The organism is Leucobacter chromiisoli (genome assembly GCF_016522505.1).
Classification (GTDB): Bacteria; Actinomycetota; Actinomycetes; order Actinomycetales; family Microbacteriaceae; genus Leucobacter; species Leucobacter chromiisoli.
Genome location: NZ_JAEHOH010000006.1, coordinates 66087 through 80363 on the forward strand (window position 1 = coordinate 66087; position 14277 = coordinate 80363).

Annotated in this window: 15 protein-coding genes; 8 read left to right on the forward strand and 7 right to left on the reverse strand. The window is 71.7% G+C overall.

Translation table 11 applies throughout. From position 1 onward, the window contains the following. Positions 1–207: 207 nt before the first annotated feature. Positions 208–813 carry a TetR/AcrR family transcriptional regulator gene (locus JD276_RS04705; protein WP_200114394.1) on the reverse strand — a complete coding sequence of 202 codons (606 nt, stop codon included), beginning with the start codon at positions 811–813 and terminating at the stop codon, positions 208–210. A 123-nt stretch (positions 814–936) separates the two neighbouring features. Here JD276_RS04705 and JD276_RS04710 point away from each other — a divergent pair, with 123 nt between their 5' ends. Further along, positions 937–2652, forward strand: coding sequence for an amidohydrolase (locus JD276_RS04710; RefSeq protein ID WP_200114396.1), 1716 nt, complete (start codon positions 937–939; stop codon positions 2650–2652). A gap of 14 nt (positions 2653–2666) precedes the next feature. Beyond that, positions 2667–4079, forward strand: coding sequence for an APC family permease (locus JD276_RS04715; RefSeq protein ID WP_200114398.1), 1413 nt, complete (start codon positions 2667–2669; stop codon positions 4077–4079). Between the two features lie 147 nt (positions 4080–4226). Here JD276_RS04715 and greA read toward each other — a convergent pair whose 3' ends face one another. Both greA and JD276_RS04725 read right to left on the reverse strand, forming a co-directional pair. Beyond that, on the reverse strand, positions 4227–4712 hold the full coding sequence (greA, locus tag JD276_RS04720) for a transcription elongation factor GreA (RefSeq protein WP_200114400.1): 486 nt from the start codon (positions 4710–4712) through the stop codon (positions 4227–4229). A gap of 120 nt (positions 4713–4832) precedes the next feature. Continuing rightward, positions 4833–5258 (reverse strand): DUF4307 domain-containing protein, encoded by a 426-nt coding sequence (locus JD276_RS04725; protein ID WP_200114401.1) that lies wholly within the window; start codon positions 5256–5258, stop codon positions 4833–4835. An 87-nt stretch (positions 5259–5345) separates the two neighbouring features. On the opposite strand from JD276_RS04725, the gene mca reads away from it, so the two are divergent. Genes mca through recQ form a run of 3 tightly spaced genes read left to right on the forward strand, consistent with a single transcriptional unit; the run spans position 5346 to position 8365 of the window. After that, on the forward strand, positions 5346–6215 hold the full coding sequence (gene mca / locus JD276_RS04730) for a mycothiol conjugate amidase Mca (protein ID WP_200114404.1): 870 nt from the start codon (positions 5346–5348) through the stop codon (positions 6213–6215). After that, a complete protein-coding gene (locus JD276_RS04735; protein WP_200114408.1) occupies positions 6212–6526 on the forward strand; it encodes a hypothetical protein in 315 nt (104 codons plus the stop codon). Before mca ends, JD276_RS04735 begins: the two co-directional genes overlap by 4 nt. A gap of 3 nt (positions 6527–6529) precedes the next feature. After that, positions 6530–8365 carry a DNA helicase RecQ gene (gene recQ, locus JD276_RS04740; protein ID WP_200114410.1) on the forward strand — a complete coding sequence of 612 codons (1836 nt, stop codon included), beginning with the start codon at positions 6530–6532 and terminating at the stop codon, positions 8363–8365. Between the two features lie 59 nt (positions 8366–8424). Here the strand turns inward: recQ and JD276_RS04745 are convergent, their stop codons facing one another. After that, positions 8425–8820, reverse strand: a complete 396-nt coding sequence (locus JD276_RS04745) for a response regulator (protein ID WP_200114411.1) — start codon at positions 8818–8820, stop codon at positions 8425–8427. A 129-nt stretch (positions 8821–8949) separates the two neighbouring features. Next, complete coding sequence (gene trhA, locus JD276_RS04750) at positions 8950–9735, reverse strand: PAQR family membrane homeostasis protein TrhA (RefSeq protein WP_372432821.1); 786 nt, start codon at positions 9733–9735, stop codon at positions 8950–8952. 164 nt (positions 9736–9899) lie between these two features. On the opposite strand from trhA, the gene JD276_RS04755 reads away from it, so the two are divergent. After that, positions 9900–10685 carry an isoprenyl transferase gene (locus JD276_RS04755; RefSeq protein ID WP_307866450.1) on the forward strand — a complete coding sequence of 262 codons (786 nt, stop codon included), beginning with the start codon at positions 9900–9902 and terminating at the stop codon, positions 10683–10685. A 9-nt stretch (positions 10686–10694) separates the two neighbouring features. Then, positions 10695–12056 (forward strand): amidohydrolase, encoded by a 1362-nt coding sequence (locus JD276_RS04760; RefSeq protein ID WP_200114416.1) that lies wholly within the window; start codon positions 10695–10697, stop codon positions 12054–12056. A gap of 213 nt (positions 12057–12269) precedes the next feature. On the opposite strand, the gene JD276_RS04765 is transcribed toward JD276_RS04760, so the two are convergent. Beyond that, a complete protein-coding gene (locus JD276_RS04765) occupies positions 12270–12761 on the reverse strand; it encodes an S-ribosylhomocysteine lyase (protein ID WP_200114418.1) in 492 nt (163 codons plus the stop codon). Between the two features lie 151 nt (positions 12762–12912). Continuing rightward, positions 12913–13209, reverse strand: a complete 297-nt coding sequence (locus JD276_RS04770; protein WP_200114420.1) for a hypothetical protein — start codon at positions 13207–13209, stop codon at positions 12913–12915. 433 nt (positions 13210–13642) lie between these two features. Between JD276_RS04770 and JD276_RS04775 the strand changes: the two genes are divergently transcribed. Beyond that, complete coding sequence (locus JD276_RS04775) at positions 13643–14206, forward strand: phosphorylase family protein (protein WP_200114421.1); 564 nt, start codon at positions 13643–13645, stop codon at positions 14204–14206. Positions 14207–14277: the final 71 nt, after the last annotated feature.

Below are 14277 nucleotides of genomic sequence, written 5' to 3' on the forward strand. Positions count from 1 at the left end.
CCCCCGCCCCGCGCCCCCACCCCGCGAGTGGATGGGTGTTTCGCGAGCGGATGGGAGTTTCACGGTACGTTGCGCATCCACTCGCAGCAGAAGCGTCCACTCGGGGAAGGGGAACGGGAACGGGCGGCGGGAGGGGAACGGAGGGGGCGGCGGAAGGGACCCTCGGCGCGGGAGGGGCGGCGGGAGGGGCGCTCGGCGCGGCGCGGCTCAGGGCGCGTCGGGCAGCGGCGCTCCGGCCTGGGCGGCGTAGAGCCGGATCGCGCGTCCGGCGTCCGCGACCGTGATGCTGCCGCCCGCCACGATGTGGAGGCCGTAGGCGTCCTCGAGGGCGACGAGGTTCATGGCGATGTCCTCGAGCGGGCCGGTGAGTGAGAAGTCGCCCGCCTCGACGCCCTCCCGGAGGATGCCCCGGTAGAGGTCGAGCTGCTCCCGGTAGAGCCGCTGCACGAGCTCGTCGTGCAGCGGCGACTTGCCGGCGAGCACGTCGAATTCGTAGAGGAGGCGCATGAGCGCGTCATCGGGCCCCTCGGGCAGGCCCGCGTCGATGGCGGCAGCGAGCTTCTCGGCAGCGCCGCTCCGCTGCGCGACGAGCGCCGCGCGATCCTCGCCGACGCGCCGCATGCCCGCCGCGTGGGCCTCGACGAGGATGGCGTCGAGATCCTCGTAGTAGTAGAGCAGCGCCCCGCGGGTGACCCCGGCCTGATTGGCGACGTCGGTGAGCGAGAGGTTGCGCAGCCCGTGCTCGGCCGCCGCCTCGAGGGCGGCGTCGATCACCTCGATGCGACGCTGCTGCTGCCTGCTCGGTCGGGCCATGACTGCCAGTATGCCAGGTCGCCGAGCGCGGCCCGATCGAGTTTCTTGACATTTGAGTAAATTAATTTACTCTTAAGTGAAATAACTCCCCGGGCGACCGGGATCGAGCGCGTAGGAGATGACATGGCCGTCGACACCCTCTTCACCGGTGGAAGGATCCGCACCTTCGACCCCGAGCAGCCGTGGGCGGAGGCGCTCGGGGTCACCGACGGCAGGGTCAGCTACGTGGGCCCCGCGGAGGACGCGCCGGCCGCCCGCCGCACCGTGCAGCTCGAGGGCCGTCTGCTGACGCCCGGCGTGGCCGACACGCACAACCACCTGCTGCTCGGCTTCGACGACCTGGCGGTCAGCCTCGACCAGGTCACGAGCCTCGACACGGTGCGCTCCCGCATCGCGGAGTTCGCCGAGGCCCACCCCGAGCTCGACTGGATCTGCGCCGAGAACGCGCTCTACTCCGTGGTCGAGGGCCGCCGCCCGGCAGCCTCCGACCTCGTCGGCGTCACCGACAAGCCCGTCTTCATCACCACCTACGACCAGCACTCGGTGTGGCTCAACCGGCCCGCACTCGCGAAGCTCGGGATCCTGAACGGCGGCGACATCGCCTGGGGCAACCCCGAGATCGACGCCGCCACGGGCGAGCCGACGGGCTGGGTCACCGACTTCTACACGAGCGCCATGACGATCGACGGCCTCGCCGAGCTGCAGCGCGACATCCCGATGTACTCGCCGGATCGCCGCTACGCGAAGATCGCGAACAGCCTCGACATGGCCGCGCGATTCGGGATCACGACCGTGGTCGAGCCCCAGGTGCCGCTCGCGGAGCTCGACCTCTTCGCCCGAGCCGAGCGCGAGGGCCGGCTGACGAGTCGCACGATCGCGGCGATCTACCACCCCGTGGGCGCCGACGGCGACTTCCGCAAGCACATCACGGAGGCGATCCGCGAGACCCCGCAGCACGAGCGCTTCAAGCTCGGACCCGTGAAGCTCTACGCCGACGACGTGATCGAGCCGCACACGGCGGCCATGCTCGAGGACTACGCCAACCGCCCCGGGCACCGCGGCCACCCGAGCCTCGAGCCCACCGAGTTCACGAGGCTGTTCGTCGAGCTCGACCGCCTGGGCTACCAGGTGCACACCCACGCGACCGGCGACTGGGGCAATCGCCTCACCCTCGACTCGATCGAGGCCGCGCAGCGGGCGAACGGCCGCACCGACACCCGCCACGGCATCGTGCACGTCGAGTGCCTCTCGCCCGAGGATCTGCCGCGCTTCCGCGAGCTCGGCGTCGTCGCCGCGATGCAGCCCCGCCACGCCTCGCCCGACCTCGTGGCCGGCACCTGGATGGAGAACGTCGGCGAGGCCCGGTGGGATCGCGCCTGGCGCTTCCGCTCGATGGTCGAGTCGGGCGCCCGGGTCACGTTCTCGAGCGACTGGCAGGTGGGCGAGATGGACCCGCTCGTCGGGTTCTACAGCGCCATGACCCGCGCCGGCCTCGACGGTTCGCAGACCTGGACCCCCGACGAACGCCTGGGCCTCGACGCCACCATCCGGGCGTACACCCGCGGCGGCGCGGAGGCGTTCCACCACGAGGACGCGCTCGGCATGCTCCGCGAGGGCTACCTCGCCGACCTCGTCGTGTGGTCGGGCGATCTCTACGGCATGGAGCCCGCCGAGATCCTCGAGCAGCGCGCCGACCTGACGATCGTCGGCGGCGAGGCGATCCACGACGCCCGGGGCGAGCTCGGCGGCGCGCCCGCCGCCGCCCGGGTGCAGGATCCGGCCGGCGACGGCCAGACCTGCAGCGAGCCCTCCGCCGACCACCACTGCCACACCCACTGAGAGAGGCCCCCTCGATGTCAACGCTGCCATCCCGTTCCTCCGTCGCCGTCGGCGACGACCAGATCGCCCACGCGGTCGCGCACGACGAGGGCCGGCTCAAGCGCACACTGAAGCTGCGCCACCTCGTCTTCATCGGTCTCGCCTACATGGCGCCGCTCGCGGTCTTCGACATGTTCGGGATCGTCGCGGCCGAGACCGACGGTCACGTGCCGCTGGCGTACCTCGTGGTGATGGTCGCCGTGCTGTTCACGGCGTTCAGCTACTCGCGGATGGTCCGATTCTTCCCGATCGCGGGATCCGCCTACACCTACGCCAAGGAGGCGATCAACGCGCACCTCGGCTTCCTCGTGGGCTGGGCGGCGACGCTCGACTACTTGCTGCTGCCGATGATCAACGCGATCCTCTCGGGGATCTACATGGGGGCCGTCTTCCCCGACGTGCCGTTCTGGGTCTGGGTCGCCCTCACGATCGCGATCTGCACCGGCCTGAACCTCGTGGGCGTAAAGCTGGCGGCGAGCATGAACGTGCTGCTCGTCTCGATCCAGCTGGTCGTCGCGGTCGTCTTCGTGGTGCTGACGGTCGTCAACATCGTGAACGGGGCGAACGGGGCCGAGTTCACCATCCGACCGTTCTTCTCGAACGACATCCAGGTGACCGCGATCGCCGCGGGCGCGGCGATCCTCGCGCTCTCCTTCCTCGGATTCGACGCGGTGTCGACGCTCGCCGAGGAGGCCGAGAAGCCCGAGCGGGACATCCCGCGTGCGATCTTCATCATCATCGGCGTCGCCGGCCTGTTCTTCGTGACGGTCACGTACGTCATGCAGGTGCTGTTCCCCGACGTGACCCAGCTCGAGGACATCGTGGGGGCCTCGCCCGAGATCGCGAAGTACATCGGCGGGGCCGCGTTCCAGGCGATCTTCGTCGGCGGCTACATGATGGCGGTGCTCGGATGCGGCATCACCCAGCAGATGAGCGCGGCGCGACTGCTCTACGCGATGGGCCGGGACGGCGCACTGCCGCGGCGGCTCTTCGGCCGGGTGGACTCCCGCAGCGGCGTGCCCGTCGTGAACGTGCTGATCGTCGCAGCGATCGCGCTGACCGCGCTCTTCGTCGACCTCGACCAGGCGGCCTCGATGATCAACTTCGGGGCCTTCATCGCGTTCACCTTCGTCAACCTCTCGGTGATCTTCGTGTTCTTCCGCTTCCTCAGGCGCCGCAGCGCGGGCGCGTGGATCGGCTTCGTGCTCGTGCCGGGGGTCGGCGTCGCGATCAACGTGTGGCTCTGGTTCAGCCTCGACGGCGTCTCGATGCTGATCGGCGGCATCTGGCTGGTGCTCGGGTTCGTGTATCTGCTCGCGAAGACGCGGGGGTTCCGGTCGGCCGCGCCCGACCTCACGGGGCCGATCAACATCGGCATGTACGAGTAGTCGTCGCGCGCGCGGCGGGAGACGCGAGCCTGCCGGGACTCGAGGAGGCCTCTCCGGAGGGTGCCCCGGAGATCACGAAGGGCCGGGATCGAGCGAGTCGATCCCGGCCCTTCGCCGGCCGCCGGCGGTCTGCTGCCGCGGCGCGATTCAGCCGGCGTAGGTGTCGACTCCGAGCACCTTGACCTCGATCTGCTTGCCGTTGGGCGCCGCGTAGCTGGCGCTCTCGCCGATCTTGAGGCCGAGGATCGCGGCGCCCAGCGGGCTCTCCGCGCTGTAGACGTCGAGATCGGAGCCGTCGGCCAGCTCGCGGTTGCCGAGCAGGAAGCGCTCCTCGTCGCCGAAGATCTCGGCCGTGATCACGGTGCCGATCTCGACGACGCCGCTCGCCTTGGGCGCCTCGGCGACGGTGGCGTGCTTCAGCAGCTCCTCCAGGTCGCGGATGCGGGCCTCCATCTTGCCCTGCTCGTCCTTCGCGGCGTGGTAGCCGCCGTTCTCCTTGAGGTCGCCCTCTTCGCGGGCGGCCTCGATGCGGGCGGCGATCTCGCGCCGGCCGGGGCCGCTCAGCTCGTCGAGCTCAGCCTTGAGCCGGTCGTAGGCGTCCTGGGTCAGCCAGGTCTGGGACGTCTCAGCCATGCTGGATCCTTCTCTCGGGGTGCGCGCGGCGGTCCGCGCGAGTACGTGCGCCCCGCCCGGAGACGCCGATGCGGGGATGTACAGAACGCCCCGACTCAGCAGGGCGCGGTCATCAGACTATCAGCCCTCGAGCGCCCAGCAGTCGCGGACGTGCCCCGTGGCGGCGCGGTTGGTGGTGACGAGCGTCGTCGTCACCCGGCTGCTGTGCCGCTCCGAAGCCGGCACCTCGACGACGCTCCAGCCGACCGTGGCCTTCGACGCGTTCTGCGCCTCGACCGCGCAGGCGACCGCCGTGCCGGCGGGCGCCGTCACCTCGAAGCGGACCTCCACCTCACCGTCGCCGTGGATCGTGCGGCCGATGTCCTGGAAGCCGATCGCGCTGCCCTGCTGCCAGCCGCCGAACGCGAGGAAGGCGCCCCCGCCGATGGCGAGGAGGGCGACCGCGGTCCAGGCGATCCGTCGATCGACGCCGCGCTGGCGACGCGTGCCGTAGCGCTCCTCGAGGGTGCGCGACGCCTCGTCGGGCGCAGCGGCCGTCTCGGGCACGGGATCCTCCGAACTCGGGCAACTAGACTGTGTGCCCGAGTGCCAGCGTAGCGGGAAGGCCCGGGAGGCACGTGTGAAAGGACACCGATGACGTTCAGATTGATCGCGGTGCACGCGCACCCCGACGACGAGTCGAGCAAGGGGGCCGCCACCTACGCGCACTATCTCGACCAGGGCGCCGAGGTGCTCATCGTGAGCTGCACCGGCGGCGAGCGCGGCGACGTGCTGAACGAGCTCGTGGCCCGCGACCCGAAGAGCCGGCGCGACCTGCCCGGCCTCCGGCGCGAGGAGATGTCCCGCGCCCGCGAGATCATCGGCTTCGAGCACCGCTGGCTGGGCTACCAGGATTCGGGCCTGCCGGCGGAGGGGGAGGGCGTTCCGCCCGGGTCCTTCGCGGCGATCCCCATCGAGATCTCGGCCGAGGCGCTCGTGCGCGTGGTGCGGGAGTTCCGGCCCCACGTCATGATCACCTACAACGAGCAGGGCGGCTACCCCCACCCCGATCACATCCGCTGCCACGAGATCAGCCGGCACGCGTGGGAGGTCTCGGGCGACGCGGAGTCGTACCCCGACGCAGGCGAGCCGTGGGTCATCAAGAAGATGTACTACGAGGAGATCTTCAACTCGGAGCGGGTGCGCACCGTGTACCAGTGGATGCTCGATCAGGATCCCGAGTCGCCGCTCATCGAGCAGTTCGCCGAGATCCACGAGCGGATGGACCGCCGCGGCTACCACGGCACCGCGAAGATCGACGTGGGGCGCTTCTTCGATCGCCGCGACGAGGCGCTGCGTGCGCACGCGAGCCAGGTGCCGCCCGACAGCCCGTTCTTCTTCTGGCCGAACGAGATGCAGCGCCAGGCCTGGCCGTTCGAGGACTACCGGCTCGCCGCATCGCGCGTCGCGACCAGCGAGTTCGAGGCCGATCTGTTTCAGGGAATAGAGGAGGAGACCTCGTGACATTCGCCGCCGCCGCGCTCTTCGCGGCCGAGGACGCCCAGTTCGACCCCGACACGGTGTCGCCGGGGGCGGTGGGCTTCCTGATGACGGGCCTGCTGGCCGTCGCCGTCATCCTGCTCGGCGTCAACCTGGTGCGTCGTCTGCGCCGCAGCCAGTACCGCGCCGAGATCCGGGAGGAGCTGGAGGCCGAGCTCGCCGCGCGGGACGCCGAGGAGGTGCGAGAGACCGGCGAGGCGCGAGGCGCCGACGGGGGATCTCCCGACGCCGGCCCGCAGGGACGTCCCGAGACCGGCGACGAGCCCCGGAGTTAGGCCGTGATCGCGGCCGACCCCGGCAGGGTGCTCGCCGAGGTCTTCGGGTACGACTCGTTCCGCGGTGAGCAGGAGGCGATCGTCCGCCACGTGATCGCGGGCGGCGACGCCGTCGTGCTCATGCCGACGGGCGGCGGCAAGTCGATCTGCTACCAGATCCCCGCCCTCTGCCGCGAGGGCACGGGGATCGTGCTCTCGCCGCTCGTCGCGCTCATGCACGACCAGGTCGCCGCGCTGCGCCTCGTCGGGGTGCGCGCGGCCGCGCTGAACTCGGCCATGGACCCGGCCGAGCGGCAGCGGGTCGCCGCGGCCTACCGCGCGGGCGAGCTCGACGTGCTCTACCTGGCGCCCGAGCGGCTCTCCGCTCCCGGCACGGTCGAGCTGCTGGACGAGGGGCGGATCGCGCTCTTCGCGATCGACGAGGCGCACTGCGTGTCGCAGTGGGGCCACGACTTCCGGCCCGACTACCTGCGTCTCGGAGCGCTCGCCGAGCGCTGGCCCGAGGTGCCCCGGATCGCGCTCACCGCCACCGCGACGCCCGAGACGCATCGCGAGATCACGGAGCGCCTCCACCTCGAGCGCGCCCGGCACTTCGTGTCGAGCTTCGACCGCCCGAACATCCGCTACCGGATCGAGCCGAAGGGCCAGGTGCGGAAGCAGCTGATCGACTTCATCCGGGGCGAGCACTCGGGGGAGGCGGGGATCGTCTACGCCCTGAGCCGGAAGCGCGTGGAGCAGACCGCCGCCGCGCTGCGGGACGCCGGGATCGACGCCGTGGCCTACCACGCGGGCCTCCCCGCCGAGGAGCGCCTCGAGGCGCAGACCCGGTTCCTGCGCGAGGACGGCGTCGTGGTGGTCGCCACGATCGCCTTCGGCATGGGCATCGACAAACCCGACGTGCGCTTCGTCGCGCACATCGACCTGCCCAAGTCGGTGGAGGGGTACTACCAGGAGACCGGCCGCGCGGGCCGCGACGGCCTGCCGTCGGAGGCCTGGATGGCCTACGGTCTGGCCGACGTCGTGCAGCAGCGGCAGTTCATCGAGGGCGGCGGGGGCGACCAGGCAGCCCAGGCGAGCCAGCTGCGGCACCTGAACCAGATGCTCGCGCTCTGCGAGTCGACGTCGTGCCGCCGGGTCTTCCTGCTGCGCTACTTCGGCGAGTCGAGGGAGGAGGCGTGCGGCAACTGCGACGTCTGCCTGAACCCGCCAAGGTTGTGGGACGCCACGGTTCCCGCGCAGAAGCTGCTGTCGACGATCATCCGCACGGGGCGCGAGCGCGGCAGGACCTATGCGGCCGGCCAGCACATCGACGTGCTGCGCGGGGTGGGGTCGGAGCGCGTCACCCAGATGCGGCTCGACGAGCTCAGCACCTGGGGCATCGGCACCGACCTCTCCGTGCAGCAGTGGCGCGGGATCGTGCGGCACCTGCTCGCGACCGGACTGCTCGAGAGCCAGGGCGAGTACGGGGTGCTGGTGCCGACCGAGGCGGCGAACGCGGTGCTGCGGGGCCAGGCCGAGGTGCACATGCGCGAGGAGGTGCTGCAGCGCGCCGGCGGGCGCGGTGCGCGCGGCGAGAGCGGCGCGCCGAAGCGCTCCGCGGCCGCGGCCGACCTGACGCCGGAGCAGGCCGAGCTGTTCGAGCGGCTGCGGGCCTGGCGGGCGTCCGAGGCGAGGAAGCAGGGGGTGCCGGGCTACGTCGTGTTCAACGACGCGACGCTCGCGGCCCTCGCGGTGCACCGGCCCGCGCGGCCGCAGGAGCTCACCGAGATCTCGGGCATCGGGCAGGTGAAGCTCGACCGCTACGGGGAGGCCGTGCTCGAGGTGCTCGCCGCGGGGTGACCCCGCCCCGCCGTCTGCTGCTCGGCCCGAGGGGGCGATCGGACCCTGGACTGAGCGGGCTACGGCACTCGGAGGAGCGGCGGGCGCGGCCCCTCGAGCCGGGCGATCGACACCTTCACCTCCGTGAGGTCAGCGGCGAGGATGCGCACGTCGTCGCGCACCTCCTTGATCTCCTCGCGCACGGCTGTGAACTCCTCGCGCACGGTCCGGAACTCCTCGCGGACGGCTGTGAACTCCTCGCGCACCTGTTCGAACTGCCGATCCACCTGCTCGAACCGCCGATCCACCTGCTCGAAGCGCTTGTCCACCTGTTCGAACTGCCGATCCACCTGTTCGAAGCGCTTGTCCAATCGCGCCTCGAGCCCTCGCTGCAGCCTCCACTGGCCCGCGAAGATCGCCGCGACGGCGGTGAACACCGCGACGATCGTGGCGATGACTTCGGGGGACATGTGCATGCCTCGATTCTCGTTGCGCTCCCGGCGGTGTGCAAGCGACGCTACCCGAGACGCATGCTGCGCGGTCAAGCCCGGAGTGGAGGGTGTGGAGAACTCGGCGGCAGGCGGGGCCTGCGAGCGAGGACGCCCTTACCGCAGGAAGACGGGGTCGAGGGCGACGAGCAGCGCCGCCGTCCAGTGGCACATGAACGCGAGCACCGTGAGCGTGTGGAAGATCTCGTGGAAGCCGAACACGCCGGGGACCGGGTTCGGGCGCTTCATCCCGTACACGACGGAGCCCGCCGTGTAGAGCAGGCCCCCGACGACCACGAGCACCATGCTCGCCGGGTTGGCGTGGTAGATGTCGACGACGTACATGACGGCGGCCCAGCCGAGCAGCACGTAGAGCGGCACGTAGAGCCATCGCGGCGAGCCGATCCAGAAGACGCGGAACCCGATCCCGAGCAGTGCCCCGGCCCACACGAGCACCAGCAGCAGGACGCCCTTGTCGGACGGCAGCGCGAGCAGCGCGATGGGCGTGTAGGTGCCGGCGATGAGTAGGAAGATGTTGGCGTGATCGAGGCGCCTGAACACCTGCTTCGTACTCGGCTTCCAGTTGAAGCGGTGGTAGAGGGCCGAGACGCCGAAGAGCAGCATGCTCGAGAGCATGAAGACCGCCGACGCCCACTTGGCGACCGCGCCGTGCGCGAGGCAGATGAGCACGATGCCGGCCGCCACGGCCACGGGGAATGTGCCGGCGTGGATCCAGCCCCGCCACCGCGGCTTCACCTCGGCCGGAACCTCCGCCCGGTGCCCGGCAGGATGGTCGAGGGCGTCCTCGAGCAGCGGAATGGAGAGCCGGTCCGGCTCGGGGAGCGGGCGGTCGCGGTGAGCCGGAGCGCCTGCTGGGTCGGAGGATCCGCTTCCCTGCTGCATCATCTTCCGAGTCTACGTTCGCAGGCTGGGAGTGTCGGCATATGCCCGGCGGGCGGGCCGAGCGCGTCCGGCGGGCGGGCCGGGCGCCCCCGGCGGCGGATGCGCCCCCGGCGGGCGCGCCCGGAGGATGCGGCCGGGAGCGTCCCGCCCGTTACACTCTCAGAGTGCCACCCGAACAGAAGACCTCGACGCCCGGGCCGCTGTACCGCCTGTACCAGCGGCGCCTGCGCCGGGAGATCGATCACGCCGGGGTGCCGCACCACATCGCCGTGATCGTCGACGGCAACCGCCGCTGGGCGAAGCAGCGGCTGCAGGAGCGCGCCTCCTTCGGGCACCGCGCCGGAGCCCGGAAGGTGCCGGAGTTCCTGGGGTGGTCGGAGGAGGCGGGGATCGACGTCGTCACCCTGTACCTGCTCTCCGCCGACAACCTGCAGGCCAGGGATCGCCAGGAACTCGAGGACCTGTTCGGGATCATCGCGGAGCTCGCGTGCCTGCTCGCCGACAATCCGCGGTGGCGCGTGAAACACGTGGGGGCGACCGAGGGGCTCTCGGAGGAGCTCATCGCGGCGCTGCGCGACGCCGAGGAGCGCACGGCCGAGCACGAGGGGCTGCACGTCAACCTCGCCGTCGGCTACGGCGGGCGGAGCGAGATCACGGCGGCGGTGCGCAGCGTGATCTCCGAGCATCAGGCGGCCGGAGGCACGATCGACACCCTCGCCGAGCGCCTCACGCCCGAGACCATCGGCGAGCACCTCTGGACGCGCGGGCAGGCGGACCCCGACCTGGTGATCCGCACGTCGGGGGAGCAGCGGCTCTCCGACTTCATGATCTGGCAGTCGGCGCACTCGGAGTTCTACTTCGTCGAGGCCCTCTATCCTGACCTGCGTGAGGTCGACTTCCTGCGCGCGCTGCGGGTCTACTCCTCCCGCCAGCGCCGGCTCGGAGGATAGTCTGGCCGCATGGTGACCGGGTCGAGTCGAGCAGCTGAGACGGTGCTGCGCGCCGACGCGATGCTCACCCCGGACGGTCCGGTGCCGGACGCCGAGCTCGCCTTCGGCCCCGACGGCCGGATCGCCTACGCCGGCCGGGCGAGGGCGGGGTCGGTCGTCTCGCACGACCTGCGGGGCCACGCGCTCATGCCCGGCCTCGTCAACGGGCACACCCACTCGGCGATGACGCTGCAGCGGGGCGTCTCCGACGACGACGGCTTCATGCCGTGGCTCTCAGCGGTGCAGGCCATGGAGCAGCACCTCACCCGCGACGACGTCGAAGCCGGGCTGCAGCTGGCCCTCGTCGAGATGATCGCGAGCGGCACGACCGCGTTCGCCGACATGTACCACTGGGACGTCGGGCTGCTCGACCTGGTGCGGGAGAGCGGGATGCGCGTGCTCGCCGCTCCCGCGACCTTCGCGCCCGACCGCGTCGGCTTCCCGGGGGTCAGCCCCATGAACGGCGCGGAGACGACCGCGTTCACGGAGGAGCTCGCCGAGCGCTTCGCGGGCGACCCGCAGATCAGGATCGCCTACGGCCCCCACGCCCCCTACACGTGCCCTCCCGGGTTCCTGCGGGACCTCGCCGAGCGCTCGCGGCGCACCGGGATCCCGATCCACATCCACCTCTCGGAATCGGCGGCGGAGATTCGGGAGATCGGGGATCGCCACGGCGTGCGTCCGGTGGGGCATCTGAACGAGCTGGGGCTGCTCGGGGCCGGCGGGGGCGGTGCGTCCCGGGCACGACTGCTCGCCGCGCACTGCGTCCACCTGGAGGACGCGGAGATCGCCCTGCTCGCGGCGAGCGGAGCCGCCGTGAGCCACAACCCCGTCTCGAACCTGAAGCTGGGCACCGGGATCGCCCGACTGCCCGAGATGGTCTCGGCGGGGATCCGCCTGACGCTCGGCACGGACTCCGTGGCGAGCAACAACTCGCTCGACCTGTTCGAGGAGATCAAGCTCGCGACCGTGCTGCACCGCGGGGCGAGACAGGACGCCGCGGCCGTGCGCGCCGCCGACGTGCTCGACATCGCGACCCGGCGGGGCGCCGAGGCGATCGGCTTCCCGGAGACGGGGAGCCTCGAGGTCGGGCGGCGGGCCGACGTGATCGCGCTCGACGTACGGGGCGCGGGGGCCGCTCCGTTCGCCCCGGAGACGCTCGTCTCCCATCTGGGGTTCACGGCGCGCGGCGCCGACGTGCGCCACGTCTTCATCGGCGGCCGGCACGTCTACGCCGAGGGCCGGCACCTCACCCTCGATGCGGCAGCCGTCGTGACCCGGGCCTCCCGGGCCGCCGAGCGGCTGCGCGCCGCGGCGGCGGCTCGAGGCTGAGGATCGCGGCCGGGGCTCGCGACACCACGCCGGCGCGCGACACGACGCCGGCGCGCGACACGACGCCGGCGAGCGCCACGGCGCGGGATCTCCCGGATGTCCTCGGACAGCTCCTCGGGGAGGTCGGCGAACACCCGCGCCTGGGTGCGGGCCCCGCAGCGGTAGGGCACCGCCTCGAACTCGACGTATACGGCTCGTTCCGCGTCAGCGGGATCAGGCGATCCGGGAACGGTCGAACGCGTCCAGGCTGATGCCGCGGTCCAGCACCGCCTTCGCCCACTCCTTGGCGGAGAACAGGCTGTGGTCCCGGTAGTTGCCGCAGCTCACGGCGTCGGTGCCCGGCACGTCCTCCCAGGCCACGCGGTGGGCGAGATCCTCGAGCGACGACTTGATCGCCGCGGCGACCTCGGCGGGCTCGGGCTCGCCCCACGCGATGAGGTGGAAGCCCGTGCGGCAGCCGAAGGGCGAGATGTCGATGAGGCCGTCGAAGCGGGTGCGCAGCAGCGCCGCGAGCGTGTGCTCGATCGTGTGCAGCCCGCCCGTGGGGATCTCGGCCTCGTTGGGCTGCACCAGCCGGATGTCGTAGTTGGAGATCGCGTCGCCCTTCGGGCCGTGCTCGACGCCGATCAGGCGCACGTACGGCGCGCGCACCCTCGTGTGGTCCAGCGAGAAGCTCTCGACCTCCGCCAGTTCGACCTCGCCCATGGTGTGCTCCTCGTCTCGTGCTGTGCGGTGCCCGGGGGCTCTGCGTGCGCTCGTGCCGCGTGCGGCTGCCCCGGGCCGGGGGCGGCGCCCGCCCTGCGCGGGCATCCGCCTCCTCTACGGTAGCGTCACCCGGCCGCGCGGCGTCGCCGTGTTACGCGGCGACGGCCAGATCCTGCTGGGTCAGCGCGATCCGGGCGGCGGAGCCGGCCCGAGCGCGCTCGACCTGCACGTCCCACCCCTGGGAGGCGAGCCGGTCGAGGTCGCCCCGCGCCGCCTCGAGGCGGTCGGTCTCGACCAGGTACAGGGTCCGGCCAGCGGAGCGGTAGACGGAGCGGTGCCCGACCCAGGAGGGGACGTGCACGCCGCGCTCGCCGCCGAGCGCGTGGTAGGGGGTGTGCAGGGGCCGCGCCGGTCGCGCGGTCGCGGATGCGTTGATCGTGTGAGTCATGATGAGTCCTTTCGTGCCGCGCGGTATCGCGCGGTGCTGCGCGGGGTGCCGCGCGGTGCTTGCTGTGCGGGACCGTGCGCTTCCGCGCGGTTGATCCCCATGGTGGGGGCCGACGCGCGTCCGGTGCGCATGGTGCGCGCCTGCTCCCCGCGAGCTGCTGATCGGGCGCTCGAGCGCTCCGCCGCTGCTTCGGCGCGGGAGTTCGCGGCGCGCGGCAGCCGCGGCGCGGACGGGGTGCCCGCCGCCGTGAGCGGAGCCCGATCGGGGCCCCGCGAGCCGCTGCGATCCTGCTCCCGGTGGGGAACCCGCTCCCTTCGGTGGGTAGCGTCTGCAACGAGATCGCGCGTGCTCAGCCTCCCATTATACACATATGCAGGCGTGTTGCTAGTGTGGATCGGTCGCGTCGATCGGGCGCGCAGAACCGGAGGAAGACGTGACCGCTGAGAAGACGCTGCTGGTGTTCGCCCACGCCGACGAGGCGACGGCCTTCGGCGACGTGCCGCACGTGCTGACGGGCGTCGGCAAGGTGAACGCGGCCACGAGCCTCGCGAGCGAGCTCGCCGCGGGCGGAGTGGAGCGCGTCGTGGTGCTCGGCACCGCGGGCGTGGTCGCGGCCGGCCCGCGGCTCGACACCGTCTACCAGATCACCCGCGCCGTGCAGCACGACTTCTCGCTCCCGTCCCGCGAGCTGTGCCTCGGCGGCCCCGTCCTGCTGGACGAGGATCGGACCCTCGCGATCGCGACGGGCGACCTCTTCGTGCAGGACGACGCGCAGCGCGCCAGGATCGCCGCCCTCGGGGCGAGCCTCGTCGACATGGAGACCTACGCCTACGCGAGCGTGTGCGAGCGCTTCGGCGTGCCGCTGCAGGTGTTCAAGGTCCCCTCGGACTTCGCGGACAGCTCCACGACCGCCGAGGAGTGGGACACGGTGGTCTTCAGCAAGAGCGACCAGCTGCGGGCGTTCTGCGCCGCCGCGCTGCCGGAACTGCTGCCGTAGCGGAGCGGATCCCTCCCCGGAACCCCGGGGTTCCCCTCTCACCGGGATATTCGGAGCCTCGACCGCGCGAA

Coding starts and splice junctions, on each gene's coding strand:
- JD276_RS04760 (WP_200114416.1), top strand. CDS start 10,695: ATGGTGACCGGGTCGAGTCGAGCAGCTGAGACGGTGCTGCGCGCCGAC.
- JD276_RS04770 (WP_200114420.1), bottom strand. CDS start 13,209: ATGACTCACACGATCAACGCATCCGCGACCGCGCGACCGGCGCGGCCC.
- mca (WP_200114404.1), top strand. CDS start 5,346: ATGACGTTCAGATTGATCGCGGTGCACGCGCACCCCGACGACGAGTCG.
- JD276_RS04710 (WP_200114396.1), top strand. CDS start 937: ATGGCCGTCGACACCCTCTTCACCGGTGGAAGGATCCGCACCTTCGAC.
- JD276_RS04765 (WP_200114418.1), bottom strand. CDS start 12,761: ATGGGCGAGGTCGAACTGGCGGAGGTCGAGAGCTTCTCGCTGGACCAC.
- JD276_RS04745 (WP_200114411.1), bottom strand. CDS start 8,820: ATGCACATGTCCCCCGAAGTCATCGCCACGATCGTCGCGGTGTTCACC.
- JD276_RS04705 (WP_200114394.1), bottom strand. CDS start 813: ATGGCCCGACCGAGCAGGCAGCAGCAGCGTCGCATCGAGGTGATCGAC.
- greA (WP_200114400.1), bottom strand. CDS start 4,712: ATGGCTGAGACGTCCCAGACCTGGCTGACCCAGGACGCCTACGACCGG.
- JD276_RS04715 (WP_200114398.1), top strand. CDS start 2,667: ATGTCAACGCTGCCATCCCGTTCCTCCGTCGCCGTCGGCGACGACCAG.
- trhA (WP_372432821.1), bottom strand. CDS start 9,735: ATGCAGCAGGGAAGCGGATCCTCCGACCCAGCAGGCGCTCCGGCTCAC.